Origin of the sequence: Streptacidiphilus anmyonensis (assembly GCF_000787855.1) — a bacterium.
Lineage (GTDB): Bacteria > Actinomycetota > Actinomycetes > Streptomycetales > Streptomycetaceae > Streptacidiphilus > Streptacidiphilus anmyonensis.
In genome coordinates this window covers 33214-49936 of record NZ_BBPQ01000061.1, presented here as the reverse complement: position 1 = coordinate 49936, position 16723 = coordinate 33214, and the positions used below count along the sequence as shown (strand labels likewise).

The following is a 16723-nucleotide window of genomic DNA, read 5'->3' as shown; positions in this document are numbered from 1 at the left end:
GGATCTCGGTGTCGACCTTGTCGGTGGAGACCTCGAGCAGCGGCTCGTCGGCCTCGACGCGCTCGCCCTCGGCCTTCAGCCAACGGGTGACGGTGCCCTCGGTCACGCTCTCGCCGAGTGCGGGCAGTGTTACTGAGACCGCCATGGTTTCAGTTGCTCCTTGTGGTGCGTTGCGGATGGTTGGCGTGCGACGAGGGTTGTCAGTCGTGATTGTGCAGCGGCTTGCCCGCCAGTGCGAGGTGGGCCTCGCCGAGGGCCTCGTTCTGGGTGGGGTGCGCGTGGATCAGCTGCGCCACCTCGGCGGGCAGGGCCTCCCAGTTGTAGATCAGCTGGGCCTCGCCGACCTGCTCGCCCATGCGCTCGCCGACCATGTGCACGCCGACGACCGCTCCGTCCTTGACCTGGACCAGCTTGATCTCGCCCGCGGTCTTGAGGATCTTGCTCTTGCCGTTGCCGGCCAGGTTGAACTTGGCGGTGACGACCTTGTCGTCACCGTAGAGCTCCTTGGCCTTGGCCTCGGTGATGCCGACGGAGGCGACCTCGGGGTTGCAGTAGGTCACCCGCGGCACGCCGTCGTAGTCGATCGGGACGACCTTGAGACCGGCGATGCGCTCGGCGACCAGGATGCCCTCGGCGAAGCCGACGTGGGCCAGCTGCAGCGTCGGGATGAGGTCGCCGACGGCGGAGATGGTGGGGACGTTGGTCTGGCAGTACTCGTCGACCAGGACGTAGCCGCGGTCCATGGCGACCCCGGCCTCCTCGTAGCCGAGGTTCTGCGAGACCGGGCCGCGGCCGACGGCGACGAGCATGAGGTCGGCCTCGACCTGCTTGCCGTTCTCCAGCGAGGCGCGGACACCGGTCGCGGTGTACTCGACGCCCGCGAAGCGCGCGCCCAGCTCGAACTTGATGCCGCGCTTGCGGAAGGCGCGCTCCAGCAGCTTGGAGGAGTTCTCGTCCTCGAGCGGGGCCAGGTGCGGCAGCGCCTCGATGATGGTGACCTCGGCGCCGAAGGACTTCCAGACGGACGCGAACTCGACGCCGATGACGCCGCCGCCCAACACGATCGCGGACTTCGGCACGCGGTCGAGGACCAGGGCGTGGTCGGAGGAGATGACGCGGTCGCCGTCGATGACCAGGCCCGGCAGGGACTTCGGCACGGAGCCGGTGGCGAGCACGATGTGGCGGCCGGTGTAGCGCTGGCCGTTCACGTCGACGGAGGTCGGGGAGGACAGGCGGCCCTCACCCTCGACGTAGGTGATCTTGCGGCTGGCGACCAGGCCCTGCAGGCCCTTGTACAAACCGGAGACGACGCCGTCCTTGTAGGCGTGCACGGCGTTGATGTCGATGCCCTCGAAGACGGCCTTGACGCCGAAGCCCGCGGCCTCGCGGGTCTGGTCGGCGACCTCGCCGGCGTGCAGCAGCGCCTTGGTCGGGATGCAGCCCTGGTGCAGGCAGGTGCCGCCGAGCTTGTTCTTCTCGATCAGCGCGACCTGCAGACCCAGCTGGGCCGCCCGCAGCGCCGCGGCGTAACCGCCGCTTCCGCCTCCGAGAATGACTACGTCGAAAACGGTGCTGGCGTCGTTCGCCACGTCACGTCCTCCATGCAAAGGGTGCGGATGCTCCCGGTCGATCGCCGGCCGGGTGTGGTGCTCCCTTGTGGGGAGACCCGTCGTGCCGGAGATACATCCTCGCACTTGTCGTGCGGTGGTGAGGGACCGGGCCAGGGTGTGGACGGCCTCCCCCCGTGGGTCCGGGGTGGGTGCCTCGCGAGGAATTGTCTGTTTCCGCAGGTCGAGAGGCAAATTCCGGTGCGGGGAAGGGGGCCTGGTCAGAAGTGTTTCCTTGGGAATGCCGAAGGGCCTCCGCCTCTGTTCGCCCAAGGCGAACAGAGGCGGAGGCCCGATCAAGGGTTACCCCTCAGTAGATCATCAGAGCTTGCCGTCGGCCGCGTGCTCGGCGAGTGCGACCAGGGTGCGCACGGCCGTGGCCGTGCCGCCCTTGGGGGTGTAGCCGAACGGCGCGCCCTCGTTGAAGGCCGGGCCGGCGATGTCCAGGTGCGCCCAGGTGATGCCGTCGGCGACGAACTCCTTCAGGAACAGGCCGGCCACCAGGCCGCCGCCCATGCGCTCGCCCATGTTGGCGATGTCGGCGACGGTGGAGTCCATGCCCTTGCGCAGGTGCGCCGGGAGCGGCATGGCCCAGGCGGGCTCGCCCGAAGCCTCGGCCAGCTCGGTGACGGTGCCGCGGAAGGCGTCGTCGTTGGCCATCACGCCGAAGGTGCGGCTGCCCAGCGCCATCATCATCGCGCCGGTCAGGGTGGCGACGTCGACGATGTAGTCCGGCTTCTCCTCGCCCGCGCGGACGATGGCGTCGGCCAGCACCAGGCGGCCCTCGGCGTCGGTGTTGAGCACCTCGACGGTCTTGCCGCCGTACATGCGCAGCACGTCGCCCGGACGCGTGGCCGAGCCGGACGGCATGTTCTCCGCCAGCGCCAGCCAGCCGGTGACGTTGACCTGGAGGCCGAGCTTGGCGGCGGCGAGCACGGAGGCGAAGACGGCGCCGGCGCCGGCCATGTCGCACTTCATGGTCTCGTTGTGGCCGGCCGGCTTGAGCGAGATGCCGCCCGAGTCGTAGGTGATGCCCTTGCCGATGAAGGCGAGCGAGGCCTTGGCCTTCGGGTGCGTGTAGGCGACCTTGACCAGGCGCGGGCTGCGCTCGGAGCCGCCGCCGACGCCGAGGATGCCGCCGAAGCCGCCCTTGATGAGCGCCTTCTCGTCGATGACCTCCACCTTGACGCCGAGCTCCTTGCCGGCGGTGGTGGCGATCTCGGCGAAGGACTTCGGGAAGAGGTCGTTCGGGGGCATGTTGACCAGGTCGCGGGTGCGGTTCATCTCCTCGGCCACGACGGTGCCGCGCTCGACGGCGGCCTTGGCCGCCTTGTCGCCGCGCTTGGAGCCGGTGATCGCGATCTCGGCCAGCGGGGTCTTCGCGTCGCCCTTGCCGTTGTCGCTGCGGCAGGCGGTGAAGGTGTAGGCGCCGAGCAGCGCGCCGAGGGTGACGGCCTCGACGGAGGCGGCGTCGGTGGCGGGCAGGGCGAACGCGGCCTTCTTGCTGCCGTGCAGGGTGCGCGCGGCCACACCGGCGGCGGCGCGCAGCGCCTCGGCGGCGTAGCCGTCCTCGGCGGCCTCGCCGAGACCCACGGCCAGCACCAGCGGGGCCTTCAGGCTCGCGGGGGCGGGGACCTTCACGGCCTCGCCCTCGGCGCCGGTGGCGCCGACGGTGGTGAGCACCTCGGCGAGGCGGCCCTCGAACGCCTCGTCGACCGCCTCGGCTCCGGGGGCGAGGACAAGGCCCTTGGGGCCCTTGGCCACGGCCACGACGACGGCGTCCGCGCGCAGCGCGGCGGCCGTGGAGGTGCTCAAAGACACTGCAGTCACGGAATGCGTCCTGTTCTGTCGAAAAGTATGCGATGCGAGAGTCGGGGTGCTCGTGTCTGTCCGGGTGCGGGCAGGCGTCGTCCCTAGGCGCGGCCACAGCGGGTGAACAGACCGGCTCCTGGCATGGTAGTCCGCATATTGAGCCCTCGCGCCGTCTCCGCTGTCGAATTTTCGAGACAGCACCCCGCTACGGGGTGGCAGCTGCGAAAAGTGTCCACAGAATCAGCGACCCGGTGGCGGCGACCTCGACCATCGCGCCCAGGACATCTCCGGTGATTCCGCCGAAACGGCGCAGGCAGTGCGTCAGCAGCAGGGCCGCGAGCCCGAGCCCGCCGGCCGCCGAGACCACCGTGCCGAGCGCCAGCGGAAGCTGGTTCTGCCCGTACCGGGCGGTGGCCCAGCCCGCCAGCGCGAGCGCCGCGACCACCGCCAGGGTGACCAGGGCCCCGCGCAGCCGCGGCACGGTGCCGGCGACCATCGCGCCGAGCCCGTCCTCGCGGGCCGAGGGGACGCCGTCGGAGCAGCCCCGCAGCAGCGCGGTACGGGAGGTCACGGCCGCCAGGCCCAGCGCGAACGCGCCCTTGGGCAGGCCCAGGTCGAAGCACCGGGAGACGGCCGCGACCTGCGCGAACAGGGTGAGCACCAACACCAGCACCCCGAAGGGGCCGATGTCCGACGCTTTCATGATCTTCAGGGCGGCGTCCGGAGGGCGGTTGCTGCCCAGCCCGTCCGCGACGTCCGCCAGTCCGTCCAGGTGCAGCCCCCGGGTGAGCGCCGCCAGTGCCGCGACCCCGGCCACCGCCGCCAGCAGCGAACCGGTGTGGGCCCAGGCCAGCAGCGTGGCGAAGCCCGCGGCGAGGCCGCCGAGCACCAGCCCGACCACGGGGGCCACGGATATCGCCCGTCCGGCCGTGGGCCGGTCCCAGCGGTTCACCCGAACGGGGAGGACCGACAACGTGCCGAAGGCGAAGCGGAGCGGTTCGAGGCAGCGACGGACGAAGGCAGGGGCGTGCACTCAGTCCCCTGGCTTCTCGGACGGCAGTTCCTCCGGCGGCAGCCCCTCGGACGGCAGCTTCTCCGACGGCAGCTTCTCGGGCGCGGGCAGCGGCAGCTCGGCGAGCAGCGCCGCGGCGGCCTGGAGCAGCGGCAGGGACATCAGCGCGCCCGCGCCCGCGCCGACGGCCACGCGCTGGTCGGACAGCGGCGTGATGCCCATCCGCTCGTACGCCTTGGCCTGGGCGGGCTCGCCGGTGACCTGCCCGGCGCGCCACCACTCCGGCGCCCGGAACGCGATCCGCTGCGCGACCAGCGCGCACGCCGTCCCCACCACGCCGTCCAGCAACACCGGCAGGCGCCGCATGGCGCACTGGAGCAGGAAGCCCGCCATCGCGGCGAAGTCCGCGCCGCCGACGGCGGCGAGCAGGTCGATCTGGTCGGCCAGCACCGGGCGGGCCCGCCGCAGCGAGTCGCGGATCGCCGCGCACTTGACCATCCAGATCCGGTCGTCGATGCCGGAACCGCGTCCGGTGACGACGGCCGCGTCGGTGCCGCAGAGCACGCCGATCAGGACGGCCGCCACGGTGGTGGAGCCGACGCCGAGGTCGCCGAGGACGACGAGGTCGGTGCCGGAGTCGGCCTCCTCGTCGGCGAGCGCGACGCCGGCCGCGAAGGCCTGTTCGGCCTGCTCGCGGGTGAGCGCGTTCTCCACGTCGATCCGGCCCGAGCCGCGGCGGACGCGGTGCCGGCTCACCTCGGCGGGGAAGGCGTCCTCGGCCGCGTCGACGGCCATGTCCACCACGCGCACCTGCGCGCCGAACTGACGGGCCAGCACGTTGACGGGCGCGGTGCCCTCCAGGATCTGGCGCACCCGGCGCTCGGTGGCGCCCGGCGGCAGCATCGAGACGCCGAGCGAGGCGATGCCGTGGTCGGCGGCGAAGACCAGGACCTTGACCCGCGTCAGCGGCGTGGTCGGGACCTTGCCCTGGACCGCGGCCAGCCAGCCGGCCAGGTCCTGCAGCTCGCCCAGCGAGCCGCGCGGCAGGTCGAGCGCGGCGAAGCGCTCCTCCGCGGCGAGGCGGTACTCGTCGTCGGGCCGCGCCAGCCGCGCGGAGATCTCGTCGAGGTCGAAGGTCGTCACGGCGGGAACGTTACCGTCACCGATCCGACAAACGCAGCGCGCGGCCCGCGACCACCAGCCGGACGTCGTCGCAGACGTCGGCGACGGCCGCGTTGAGGCGGCCCAGCTCGTCGCGGAACCGGCGGCCCGAGGCGGTGGCCGGCACGACGCCGCTGCCGACCTCGTTGCTGACCGCGACCACCCGCCTCGGGCTCGCCGCGAGCGCCCGCACCAGTTCCGCGGTCCGTTCGCGCAACTCCCGCTCCCCGCCGCCGTACCAGCGCTCCTCCTCCCAGGCGCCGACGCGGTCCATCGCGTCGGTCAGCCACAGGGCCAGGCAGTCGACGAGCAGCGGGCCGCCCTGCTCGGCGAGCAGCGGCGCCAGTTCGCAGGTCTCGAGGGTGCGCCAGTCCGCGGGGCGGCGCACCCGGTGGAGTTCGACGCGCTCGGCCCACTCGGCGTCGCCGTCGCGGCGTCCGGCGGTGGCGACGTAGGTCACCTCCGCGGCCTCGGCCAGCAGTCGCTCGGCGAGCGAGGACTTGCCGGACCGCGCGCCGCCGAGCAGCAGCGTGCGGCGGGGGCGGCGGCCGGGGACGAGACGGTCGAGGAGGCGCATCGGGCCATTGTGCCGGGTAGTGTCCCTAGGGAGTCGGCGAGGGCGAGAGGAGCCCGGCATGGTGTGGACCTGGCGGTACGAGAAGCTCGACGGATCGGTGGTTCCGGCGCAGAACGGGGTGGAGGAGTTCCCCACCCAGGGCGACGCGGAGACCTGGATCGGCGAGACCTGGAAGGAGCTGCTCGCCGACGGCGTCGACCAGGTGGTGCTGCTGGAGGACGGGGAGAAGATCTACGGGCCGATGAGCCTGCACCAGTGAGACAGGAGGGGTCCGGGGCGCACAGCCCCGGACCCCTCCTGCGTGGAGCAGGTGTCAGTTCGCGCGGCCCTTGGGGGAGTTCTCCTCCGTCCTGGCCGGGTCGAACTCGGCGACCGGGGCGAGGATCTCGTCCATCGCCTTCAGCAGACCGGCGTCCAGCTTCACACCGGCGGCCTTGACGTTCTCGGCGACCTGCTCGGGACGGGAGGCGCCGATGATGGCCGCGGACACGTTCGGGTTCTGCAGCACCCAGGCCACCGACAGCTGAGCGAGCGTCAGGCCCGCGTCGTCGGCCAGCGGCTTCAGCTGCTGCACGCGCGTCAGCACGTCGTCGCGCATCCAGCGGGAGATCATGTTGGCGCCGCCCTTGTCGTCGGTGGCGCGCGAGCCCGCCGGCGGCTGCTCGCCCGGCAGGTACTTGCCGGTCAGCACGCCCTGGGCGATCGGGGACCAGACGATCTGGCCGATGCCCAGCTCCTCGCAGGTCGGCACGACCTCGGCCTCGATGACCCGCCACAGCGCGGAGTACTGCGGCTGGGAGGAGACCAGCGGGACGCGCAGCTCCTGCGCGTAGGCGTGCGCGGCGCGGATCTGGTCGGCGGTCCACTCGGAGACGCCGATGTAGTGGGCCTTGCCCGCGTGCACGATGTCCGCGAAGGCGACCATGGTCTCCTCCAGCGGCGTGGCGTGGTCGTAGCGGTGGGCCTGGTAGAGGTCGACGTAGTCGGTCTGCAGGCGCTTCAGCGAGCCGTTGATCGACTCCATGATGTGCTTGCGGCTGAGACCGGTGTCGTTCTTGCCGGGACCGGTGGGCCAGTAGACCTTGGTGAAGATCTCCAGGCCCTCGCGGCGCTGCCCGGACAGGGCCCGGCCGAGCACGGACTCGGCGCGGGTGGCGGCGTAGACGTCGGCGGTGTCGAAGGTGGTGATCCCCGCGTCGAGGGCGGCGTGGACGCAGGCGATGGCCGCGTCCTCCTCGACCTGGGAGCCATGGGTGAGCCAGTTGCCGTAGGCGATCTCGGAGATGACGAGGCCGCTGCGGCCCAGGTGACGGAACTCCATGGGGCCGAGCCTAGTCCGAGCCGGCGCCCCGCGGCTTCAGGGGCGGGCGCCCAGCAGGTGGATCAGCGCCGCGACCTGCCGGTAGGGATCGCTGCGACCGGCGCGTTCCTCGGCCTCCAGCAGCGCGGACAGCTCGGGCTCGCCGGGCAGCGGGGCCTCGTCCGGGGCGAGGTCGGTGAAGACCCGCACGCCGTACCAGGCGCGGACCGGCACGTCGAGTTCGGCGAGGGTGCGGGTGAGCGTCTCGCGGCGGTCGGCGCGGGTGGGCAGGCCCAGTCGGTTGGTGTAGTCCGGGCGCTCGGCGCCGTCGCCGCTGTTGTCGCCGCCGCACAGGGCGGCCACGGCTCCGGCCCAGTCGCCCGCCAGTCCGGGCCGCATGGCGAGCCCGTCGCCGTTGCGGACGAGGACGGACAGCAGTCCGCCGGGGGCCAGTATCCGGGCCAGCGCCGCCAGCAGCGGGCCGGGCTCGGGCAGGTACATCAGCACGCCGTGGCAGAGGACCAGGTCGAACGCGGCAGGGCCGAACCAGCGGCCGCAGTCCTCGCCGGAGCCGCTCAGTAACTGCACGCGGTGCTGGACCTCGGGGCTCTCCAGCGCGAGCGCCTGCCGGGCGGAGGCCAGGGTGGCCGGGTCGGGGTCGAGGCCGGTGACCTGGTGGCCGCGGCGGGCGAGTCGCAGCGCCTGGGTGGCCTGGCCGCAGCCGACGTCGAGCACCCGCAGCGGGGCCGCGACGCCGAACCGCGCGCGCAACTGCTCGTCGAGCTGCCGGGAGACGAGCTCCTGGCGCACCATGTTGCGCAGCCCGCCGAGCCTCGCCAGCCACGCCTGCGCGCCCGGCGTGAAGCCGCCCGGCGACGCCGCGTGGGCGGCCGCGTGCGGCGACGCGTGCGAGGAGGGCAGGGCCGCGAGCGGCTGCACCACACGCTGCGCGGGCAGCACCATCGTGGACTCGTCCGCCCCGGGGCAGGGGCCCAGGGGCGAGTACGAGTAACCGGGATAGCCCCCCAGCGGACCCGGGTGGCCGGTCAGGGCTTCTGCCCCCGCTTGACGGCCGGCTTGGGCAGACGCATCTTGCGGATGTTGGACGAGCGCAGCAGACCGTAGGCGACGGCGCCCTTGGTGTTCTGCCCCGGGAAGCGCCGTGCCAGCTCCTTGCGCAGGCCGCGCGCGAAGAAGAAGGTGGCGACGACGATCAGCAGGATCACGATGTACAGCGACAGCGTCGCGCCCACCACGATGGACGCGCTGCGCAGCAGGGTCGCGAGCAGGAAGATCACGATGACCACCGGCATCGCGAACTCGAGCGCCGTCCAGCGCGAGTCGACGTAGTCGCGCACGAACTTGCGGACCGGGCCGGCGTCGCGCGGCGGCAGGTCGCGCGGGTCGCCCTCGCCTCGCATGGCCGCCATCTGGCGGGTGCGGTCGTCGCGGCCGACCGAGCGGGCCTGCTTGGCCGCGGCCTTGCGGTCCGGCGGCACGTAGGCGCGGCCGCGCTGGTTGGTCGTGGCGGCGCTGCGCTTCGGCGTCGGTCGGCCCTTGGGGGCCTCCGCCGTGGGCACGGCCTTCTTCGCGTCGGCGGCCTCGTCCTCGACGAGGGTGGCGGCGTCGGCGGGGGCATCCTGGGAGCTACGTCGGAACACACAGCAAGAGTACGTGGTCAGCGGGTGTATTCCCCAGCCCCCCGGGTAGAGGGCTTCGTCAGGGATCCCCTCCGCCGCGCGGCGTAGATCGACCAGGGCTCGATCAGTCCCACGGATGAGGCCTTCATGCTGTGAGCTGTAGCAGTCTTGTTGCAGCGCGGATCGCTGCGGCGAAGGCCGCGCGACCCGTAGGCTTGGGTAGCGAGAAGACGGCGAAACCGGCAGGTCGAAGAAGGGGGCGCGCGAAGCCCATGAGCGACGGAATTATGAAGCGGATGGGGATGATCTTCCGCGCCAAGGCGAACAAGGCCTTGGATCGCGCGGAGGATCCGCGCGAGACGCTGGACTACTCGTACCAGAAGCAGCTCGAACTGCTGCAGAAGGTGCGGCGTGGTGTCGCGGACGTGGCGACCAGCCGCAAGCGTCTCGAGCTGCAGCTGACGCAGCTCCAGCAGCAGTCGGCGAAGCTGGAGGAGCAGGGCCGCAAGGCGCTCTCCCTGGGCCGTGAGGATCTCGCCCGCGAGGCGCTGACCCGGCGGTCCGGCGTCCAGCAGCAGGTGCAGGACCTGGAGGTCCAGTACCAGCAGCTGCAGGGCGAGGAGGAGAAGCTCACGCTGGCCTCCCAGCGCCTGCAGGCGAAGGTGGACGCCTTCCGCACCAAGAAGGAGACCATCAAGGCCCAGTACAGCGCCGCCCAGGCGCAGACCCAGATCGCCGAGTCGTTCTCCGGCATCTCGGAGGAGATGGGCGACGTCGGCCTGGCCATCCAGCGCGCCGAGGACAAGACGGCGCAGCTCCAGGCCCGTGCGGGCGCGATCGACGAGCTGCTGGCCAGCGGCGCGCTCGACGACCCGTCCGGCATGCGCAAGGACGACATCTCGGCCGAGCTGGACCGCATGTCCGCCGGTTCGGACGTCGAGCTGGAGCTGGCCCGGATGAAGGCCGAGCTGGGCGGCGGCAGCGCGCCGACCCCGGCGATCGAGCAGGGCCAGCCGCAGGCGGCCCCGCAGTCCGCCCCGCAGCAGAACCCCTACCAGGCGCCGCAGGACCAGCGCCCGCACGAGGGCTGAGGGGGAGCGGCGTGATCGTCAGGATCCTTTCGGAGGGGCAGTTCGAGGTGCCCGACACTCTGGTCGAGCACCTCAACGAGCTGGACAACGCGGTGCTGGCCGCGCTGGACAACGGTGACGAGCAGGAGTTCCACGTCAGCCTGGCCGCGCTGCTCGGCGCGGTCCGCGAGGGCGGTACGCCCGTGGCGGCCGAATACCTCGGCGCCTCGGACGCGACGCTGCCGTACGCGGACGCGACGCTGGAGGAGACCCGGGCGCTGCTGAAGTCGGACGGGCTCATCCCCGGATAGCGGCAACGAAAAGGACCGGCGTCCCCGTGGGGGCCGCCGGTCCTTTTCGTTGCCTGCTACGGCAGGGCCAGCATCTGGTCCAGCGCCGCCTTGGCGTACTTCTCCGTCTCCGGGTCCACCGTGATGACGTTCGGCACGCGGCCGTCCGCCAGCGACTCCAGGGCCCAGACCAGGTGCGGCAGGTCGATGCGGTTCATCGTGCTGCAGAAGCACACCGTGCGGTCCAGGAAGACGATCTCCTTGTCCGGGTGGGCGTTCGCCAGCCGGCGGACCAGGTTGAGCTCGGTGCCGATGGCCCACTTGGAGCCGGGCTCGGCCGCGTCGAGGGCCTTGATGATGTACTCCGTGGAGCCCACCATGTCGGCGGCCTCGACGACCTCGTGCTTGCATTCGGGGTGCACCAGCACCGTGACGCCGGGGACGCGCTCGCGGACCTCGTTCACCGCGTCCAGGCTGAAGCGGCCGTGCACGGAGCAGTGGCCGCGCCACAGGATCATCTTCGCCGCGCGCAGCTCCTCGGCGGTCAGCCCGCCGTTCGGCTTGTGCGGGTTGTAGACGACGCAGTCGTCGAGCGAGAAGCCCATCTCCTTGACCGCGGTGTTGCGGCCCAGGTGCTGGTCGGGCAGGAAGAGGACCTTCTCGCCCTGCTCGAACGCCCACTCCAGCGCCCGCTTGGCGTTGGAGGAGGTGCAGATGGTGCCGCCGTGGCGGCCGGTGAAGGCCTTGATGTCGGCGGAGGAGTTCATGTAGGCGACCGGCACGACCGTGTCGGCGACGCCCGCGTCGACCAGCTGGTCCCAGCACTCGGCGACCTGCTCGGCGGTGGCCATGTCGGCCATGGAGCAGCCGGCGGCCAGGTCCGGCAGGACGACCTGCTGCCGGTCGGAGGTGAGGATGTCCGCGGACTCGGCCATGAAGTGCACGCCGCAGAAGACGATGTACTCGGCTTCGGGGCGGGCGGCCGCGTCGCGGGCCAGCTTGAAGGAGTCGCCGGTGACGTCGGCGAACTGGATGACCTCGTCGCGCTGGTAGTGGTGGCCCAGGATGAAGACCTTGTCGCCCAGCTTGGCCTTGGCGGCGGCGGCTCGCGCGACCAGGTCCGGGTCCGAGGCGGCGGGGAGGTCGCCGGGGCAGTCGACGCCGCGCTCGCTCGCGGTGTCGGCCTCGCGGCCGAGCAGCAGCAGGGCCAGCGGAGTGGCGCCCGGCTCGGCGAAGGTGGCGCCCTGCGCGGGCGCGGAGGTGGTGGTCACGGGCGGCTGCCCTCCTGCTCGGCGACGGTGAGGGACCGCCGCCTTATCGTCTACCTGACGCTATCTATGATAGCTCGCCCTGATCGAAAGTTTCGATGGGCGCAGCGGCAATGTGACGTAGCCCGCTATGGCCACGGTGGCGCTACCCCGGAGGGTCGGGGAGCTGCCCTATCGTCTGGCACAGCGGACGGGGCGGACGAAGGAGAGGGTACGGGGCGATGACCGAGCACGCGATCACCGGGTCCGGCACGGGGCGGCGGATGCGGCCGCGCGGTCGCGGCGAGACGCACCGGGCCGCCACCCCGCTGGAGCTCTTCTTCGACCTGTGCTTCGTGGTCGCCGTCGCCCAGGCGGGCTCCCAGCTCGCCCACGACCTGAGCGGCTCGCACCTGGGGCACGGGATCCTCGGCTACCTCTTCGTCTTCTTCGGGATCTGGTGGGCCTGGATGAACTTCACCTGGTTCGCCTCCGCCTACGACACCGACGACGTCCCGTACCGGATCTGCACCTTCGTGCAGATCGTCGGGGCGCTGATCCTGGCCGCCGGGGTGCCGCGGGCCTTCGCGGACTCCGACTTCTCGGTCACGGTGACGGGCTATGTGGTGATGCGCGTCGCCCTGGTCGCGCAGTGGCTGCGCGCCGCGGCGGCGAACAGCGGGCCGCACCGGGAGGTCGCGCTGCGCTACGCCGCCGGGGTCGCCCTCGCCCAGCTGTACTGGGTGCTCTGGCTGATCTACGTGCCGACGGCGGACAAGTACTGGTCGGCGCTGGTCGGGGTGGTCGTCGAACTGGGGGTCCCGATGGTGGCCGAGCGGGTCACCCAGACCGCCTGGCATCCCGGGCACATCGCGGAACGCTACGGCTGCTTCACGCTGATCGTGCTAGGGGAGTCGGTCTCGGCTGCGACGATCGCGGTCCAGACCTCCGTCGACGAGCACCAGGCGCTGCGGGAACTGCTGCCGATCGCCGCGGGCGGGCTGCTGATCTGCTTCGCCGCGTGGTGGATCTACTTCGCCCGCTCGGTCGAGGACCATCTGACCTCGAACCGGCAGGCCTTCAGCTGGGGGTACGGCCACTACTTCGTCTTCCTGTCCGCGGCCGCGATCGGGGCCGGGCTCGAGGTGGCGGTCGAGCACGCGGTCGGCAAGGCGCACATCTCCGCGCACGCCGCCACACTCGGGGTGACCGTCCCGGCGGCGGTCTACCTGTTCACGGTCTGGGCGCTGCACTCACGGCACACCAAGCGCGGGATCGCGCTGTGGGTGCAGCCGGTGAGCGCGGTGGCGGTGCTCTTCTCGCCGTCGGTCCTGGTGGCCGGGCTGGTCTGCGCGGCGTCCGTCGCGGCCGGGCTGCTGATCCACCGCGCGCAGGAGCAGCGGGAACGACAGGAGCCGCGGGAACAAGGTGTGAAAAGCTGAACTCGTGCCAGCACCGAGAACGCCGATCAGCGCCACCGTGAGCAAGGCCGTCGCCCTCGACGACACCGACCGCCGGGTTCTGGAGCACCTCGGCCGGGACGGCCGTGCCTCGTACGCGGAGATCGGTCTGCTGGTCAACCTGTCCGCGACGGCGGTCAAGCGTCGGGTGGACCGGCTGCGGGAGCGCGGTGTGGTGCGCGGCTTCACGGTGGTGCTGGACCCGGGCGTGCTGGACTGGACGACGGAGGCCTTCGTCGAGGTCTTCTGCCGCGAGCGCACCCCGCCGGAGGAGATCCTCTCCTCGCTGCGTCAGTTCCCCGAGGTCGTCGCCGCCTGGACGGTGACCGGCGACGCGGACGCGCTGGTGCACCTGCGGGCGGCGGACATGCGGCATCTGGAGGCGGTCATCGAGCGGATCCGGCGCGAGCCGGGCGTGCAGCGCAGCCGCAGCACGGTGGTGCTGAGCCGCTTGATCGGGTGAGCCGGTCGACCGGTTGGGTTTCCTTCGCCGACGCGCCTGACTGCGCAGGAATCCTGCGCGGGCCGCAGGGTTCCGACAGGCGGCGGGCGCGGTGCGGTGCCTAGGGTGGCAGTGCCCCCCACCCCCTGTGCTCCGAAGGATCTCCCGTGCCCCACGCCGACCGCATGCACCGGTACGACGCCCGCATGGTCGACCTGGTCTTCGACTACATGCGGGAGCGCCTGCAGTACGACCCGGTCCCGCTGGACCACCCCGGCGACGGCGAGAAGCTGAGCGCCGCGCTGGACGGCCTGCTCAGCGACCGCGGAAACGATCCTGCGGACGTGCTCAAGCTCTACGACCACGAGCTGTCCCGGGCCGTGATCTCCGCCGACAGCCCCCGCTACCTGTCGTTCATCCCCTGCGCGCCGACCAAGGCCGCGCTGCTGTTCGACATGGTGGTCTCCTGCGCCTCGCTCCAGGGCATCTCCTGGCTGGAGGCGGCCGGCGCCATCGCCGCCGAGAACCAGGTGCTGCGCCTGATCGCCGACCGGGCCGGCCTGCCCGCCACGGCGGGCGGCTGCTTCGTCTCCGGCGGCTCCGCGGGCAACCTCTCCGCGCTCGTCGTCGCCCGCGACGTCGCCCGCCAGCGGCTCGGCGTCGGCATCGGCGCCCGGCTGCGGATCGCGGTCAGCGACCAGACGCACTCCTCGGTCACCAACACCCTCAACATCATCGGCGTCGAGAAGTTCGTCGTGCCGACGAAGGACCACCGCCTGACCGGCGAGGCCCTGCGCGCCGCCATCGCCGCCGACGAGGACCCGGGCTCGATCATCGCCGTGGTCGGCACCGCGGGCACCACCAACGCCGGCATCGTCGACGACCTGGCCGGCATCGCCGAGGTCGCCCGCGAGCACGGCCTGTGGTTCCACGTGGACGGCGCCTACGGCGGCGCGGGCCTGTTCGCCCCCTCGGTGCGGGAGAAGTACAACGGCATCGAGCACGCCGACTCCTTCGTCGTCGACCCGCACAAGTGGCTCTTCGCGCCGTTCGACTGCGCCGCGCTGATCTACCGCGACCCGCGCCTGGCCAAGGCCGTGCACACCCAGGACGCCTCCTACTTGGACGTGCTGCACACCGCCGACCACGACCAGGAGTGGAACCCCACCGACTACGCGTACCACCTGACCCGGCGCGCCCGCGGCCTGCCGCTGTGGTTCTCGCTGGCCGTGCACGGCACCGACGCCTACACCGAGGCGATCGAGACCGGCATCGCGCTGGCCCGCGACACCGCCGAGCTGATCCGCGCCGAGTACCCGGACCTGGAGGTCATCCGCGAACCGGAGCTGTCCAGCGTGGTCTACCGGCGCAAGGGCTGGACCGCGAAGGACTACTACGCCTGGTCCGAGCGCCTGCTCGCGGACCAGACCGGCTTCGTCACCCCGACCGGCTGGGAGGGCGAGGTCGTGGCCCGCTTCGCGTTCCTGCACCCGGGCACCACCATGGACATGGTCCGGGAGATCCTGGACACCATGGTCTGATCCGGCCGGTCCGATCCGGCTGGTCCGATCCGGCTCAGCCGGTCACGGTCACAGGTAGGCCCCCGACGGCAGGTAGTGCGTCGGGGGCCTCATGCCGCGCAGCGCCAGGTAGCCGCGGGTGGCGGCGCCGAGACCGGCGGCCATGGTCACGTCCACGGCCCAGTCCTGTTCGGCGGTCACGGTGCGCACGTCCGCCGTCTCCGCGTCGGGGATCCGCGCCAGGGTCTCGGTGAGCAGCGCCGTGGCGACCCGGCGGGAGGTCGCGGCCAGCAGCATCACCCGGCCGCCCAGGCGGTAGCAGTAGCCGGAACCGCTCAGGGTGTCGGCGACCAGCAGCTCGTCGCTGGTGCGCAGCAGTGCGAGGTGGTCCTCGCCGTGCGCGGAGCCGCGGGTGCGGCGGTCGACGGAGTCGAGCAGGTCGAAATGGGTCGCGTCGCCCAGGTGCACCGGGACGCCGCCGGTGGCGGGCAGGCCGGTGCGGTCGACACGGCCGGTCAGCGCCATGGTGGGGTGCAGCCGGAAGCCGGCGGCGTGGTAGCGGCGGGCGGCGCGCGGGTCGTCCGAGGCGACGATCATGCCGCGCAGGCAGCCGTGGGCGTGCGTCAGCGCGTGGTCGAGCAGCGTGCGGCCGAGGCCCTTGCCCTGCGCCTCGGGGCGGACCGCCAGCAGCGCCAGCCCCCACAGGCCCTCGCGCCGCAGCGACAGCGCGACCCCGAGCGCCTTGCCGTCCTCCTCGCCGAACCAGCAGCCCGGCTGGTCGGCGGCGGCCAGCCGTCTGGTGCGCACGTCCGCGCGGGCCGCCTCCCGGCCCGACAGCGCCTTGTCGAAGGCGGCGGCGTCGATGGCCCGGACGGCGGCGGTGTCGGCGGCGGAGTCGTGGACGGGGCGCAGCAGCACGCAACGATCCTGTCAGCAGTGTCGCGACGCTGTCAGCCGTCCGTGGCCAGCAGCCGGGCGGGGGCGAGCCGGCCCAGGGCCCGGGCCGGGACGGCGAGCGCGGCGCAGACCAGGACCACCCCGGCGCCCGCCGCGAGCAGGCCCGCCGCGGCGAGGTCGGCGGCCCGGCCGCCGTCCAGCAGGCCGCGGCCGAGCAGCGCCAGCGTGCCGAGACCGGCGCCCGCCCCCAGCAACCCACCGAACAGGGCGAGCCAGAGGCCCTCCAGCAGCGCCAGCCGGGACAGTTCCCGGCCGCTCCAGCCGCAGGCGCGCAGCACGGCCAGGTCCGCGGCCCGTTCGCGCTGCGAGAGCACCAGCACGTCGACCGCGCCCGCGGCGCCCAGCAGCAGCGACAGCACCACGCTCGCGTAGTCGACGCCGCGGGCCTGCGCGACGACCGCGTCGCCGAGCAGGGAACCGGCCACCTCGCCGCGGAAGGCCAGGGTGACGCCGAGCAGCACGGTGAACGCCGCGACGCCGAGGGCCAGCCCGCACGCGCCGAGCAGGCTGCGGCCCGGGACCCGGATCAGGTTGCGCAGCGCCAGCCCGCGCACGGACCGCACCGGGCGGGCCCGCCGGGCCGGGACCACCGGCGGGTGCACCGCGTCCAGCGGACCCAGCCGGGTCG

General features: G+C 72.5%; 17 protein-coding genes and 1 pseudogene. 6 read left to right on the top strand and 12 right to left on the bottom strand.

The annotated features are described in order from the left end of the window. From TR50_RS44825 to cobU, 6 genes and pseudogenes are all read right to left on the bottom strand, one after another. Positions 1–145 (bottom strand): biotin/lipoyl-containing protein (locus TR50_RS44825; protein WP_304941211.1); only part of this gene is annotated, 145 nt, incomplete at its 3' end. Between the two features lie 55 nt (positions 146–200). Next, on the bottom strand, positions 201–1589 hold the full coding sequence (gene lpdA / locus TR50_RS33290; RefSeq protein ID WP_042431108.1) for a dihydrolipoyl dehydrogenase: 1389 nt from the start codon (positions 1587–1589) through the stop codon (positions 201–203). 339 nt (positions 1590–1928) lie between these two features. After that, positions 1929–3437, bottom strand: coding sequence for a leucyl aminopeptidase (locus TR50_RS33285; protein WP_042431105.1), 1509 nt, complete (start codon positions 3435–3437; stop codon positions 1929–1931). 187 nt (positions 3438–3624) lie between these two features. Next, a complete protein-coding gene (locus tag TR50_RS33280) occupies positions 3625–4452 on the bottom strand; it encodes an adenosylcobinamide-GDP ribazoletransferase (protein ID WP_042431103.1) in 828 nt (275 codons plus the stop codon). Further along, positions 4453–5574, bottom strand: coding sequence for a nicotinate-nucleotide--dimethylbenzimidazole phosphoribosyltransferase (gene cobT / locus TR50_RS33275; RefSeq protein WP_042431101.1), 1122 nt, complete (start codon positions 5572–5574; stop codon positions 4453–4455). 16 nt (positions 5575–5590) lie between these two features. Beyond that, positions 5591–6133, bottom strand: a pseudogene (gene cobU / locus TR50_RS33270) (bifunctional adenosylcobinamide kinase/adenosylcobinamide-phosphate guanylyltransferase); the annotation flags it as partial. Between the two features lie 94 nt (positions 6134–6227). On the opposite strand from cobU, the gene TR50_RS33265 reads away from it, so the two are divergent. Continuing rightward, positions 6228–6428: a hypothetical protein gene (locus TR50_RS33265; RefSeq protein ID WP_042431099.1), complete on the top strand. Its 201-nt coding sequence runs from the start codon at positions 6228–6230 to the stop codon at positions 6426–6428. A 54-nt stretch (positions 6429–6482) separates the two neighbouring features. On the opposite strand, the gene TR50_RS33260 is transcribed toward TR50_RS33265, so the two are convergent. The 3 genes from TR50_RS33260 to TR50_RS33250 form a co-directional block, all read right to left on the bottom strand. Next, positions 6483–7490 (bottom strand): aldo/keto reductase family protein, encoded by a 1008-nt coding sequence (locus TR50_RS33260; protein ID WP_042431097.1) that lies wholly within the window; start codon positions 7488–7490, stop codon positions 6483–6485. Positions 7491–7526: 36 nt separating this feature from the next. After that, on the bottom strand, positions 7527–8282 hold the full coding sequence (locus tag TR50_RS33255; RefSeq protein WP_042431126.1) for a class I SAM-dependent methyltransferase: 756 nt from the start codon (positions 8280–8282) through the stop codon (positions 7527–7529). Between the two features lie 233 nt (positions 8283–8515). Beyond that, positions 8516–9130, bottom strand: coding sequence for a DUF3043 domain-containing protein (locus tag TR50_RS33250; RefSeq protein WP_042431095.1), 615 nt, complete (start codon positions 9128–9130; stop codon positions 8516–8518). A gap of 251 nt (positions 9131–9381) precedes the next feature. Here TR50_RS33250 and TR50_RS33245 point away from each other — a divergent pair, with 251 nt between their 5' ends. Further along, positions 9382–10200: a PspA/IM30 family protein gene (locus TR50_RS33245; RefSeq protein WP_236653524.1), complete on the top strand. Its 819-nt coding sequence runs from the start codon at positions 9382–9384 to the stop codon at positions 10198–10200. An 11-nt stretch (positions 10201–10211) separates the two neighbouring features. Further along, a complete protein-coding gene (pspAA, locus tag TR50_RS33240; RefSeq protein ID WP_042431093.1) occupies positions 10212–10490 on the top strand; it encodes a PspA-associated protein PspAA in 279 nt (92 codons plus the stop codon). Between the two features lie 56 nt (positions 10491–10546). Here pspAA and nadA read toward each other — a convergent pair whose 3' ends face one another. After that, a complete protein-coding gene (gene nadA / locus TR50_RS33235) occupies positions 10547–11740 on the bottom strand; it encodes a quinolinate synthase NadA (protein ID WP_042431089.1) in 1194 nt (397 codons plus the stop codon). 218 nt (positions 11741–11958) lie between these two features. On the opposite strand from nadA, the gene TR50_RS33230 reads away from it, so the two are divergent. From TR50_RS33230 to TR50_RS33220, 3 genes are all read left to right on the top strand, one after another. Further along, complete coding sequence (locus TR50_RS33230; protein WP_042431086.1) at positions 11959–13158, top strand: low temperature requirement protein A; 1200 nt, start codon at positions 11959–11961, stop codon at positions 13156–13158. 4 nt (positions 13159–13162) lie between these two features. Next, on the top strand, positions 13163–13639 hold the full coding sequence (locus tag TR50_RS33225) for an Lrp/AsnC family transcriptional regulator (RefSeq protein ID WP_236654694.1): 477 nt from the start codon (positions 13163–13165) through the stop codon (positions 13637–13639). Positions 13640–13785: 146 nt separating this feature from the next. Further along, the gene (locus tag TR50_RS33220; protein ID WP_236654693.1) at positions 13786–15159 is read left to right on the top strand and encodes a pyridoxal phosphate-dependent decarboxylase family protein; all 1374 of its coding nucleotides are present in this window, start codon (positions 13786–13788) and stop codon (positions 15157–15159) included. Between the two features lie 48 nt (positions 15160–15207). Here the strand turns inward: TR50_RS33220 and TR50_RS33215 are convergent, their stop codons facing one another. Both TR50_RS33215 and TR50_RS43165 read right to left on the bottom strand, forming a co-directional pair. Further along, positions 15208–16056: a GNAT family N-acetyltransferase gene (locus tag TR50_RS33215; protein WP_042431081.1), complete on the bottom strand. Its 849-nt coding sequence runs from the start codon at positions 16054–16056 to the stop codon at positions 15208–15210. A gap of 32 nt (positions 16057–16088) precedes the next feature. Further along, positions 16089–16723: FtsX-like permease family protein (locus tag TR50_RS43165; protein WP_152648779.1), on the bottom strand; the 635-nt coding region annotated here is incomplete at its 5' end.

What these genes read in the sequence shown, in the direction of transcription:
- TR50_RS33265 (WP_042431099.1), top strand. Translation starts at nt 6,228, where the DNA reads ATGGTGTGGACCTGGCGGTACGAGAAGCTCGACGGATCGGTGGTTCCG.
- TR50_RS33260 (WP_042431097.1), bottom strand. Translation starts at nt 7,490, where the DNA reads ATGGAGTTCCGTCACCTGGGCCGCAGCGGCCTCGTCATCTCCGAGATC.
- TR50_RS33255 (WP_042431126.1), bottom strand. Translation starts at nt 8,282, where the DNA reads ATGGTGCGCCAGGAGCTCGTCTCCCGGCAGCTCGACGAGCAGTTGCGC.
- TR50_RS33245 (WP_236653524.1), top strand. Translation starts at nt 9,382, where the DNA reads ATGAGCGACGGAATTATGAAGCGGATGGGGATGATCTTCCGCGCCAAG.
- TR50_RS33230 (WP_042431086.1), top strand. Translation starts at nt 11,959, where the DNA reads ATGACCGAGCACGCGATCACCGGGTCCGGCACGGGGCGGCGGATGCGG.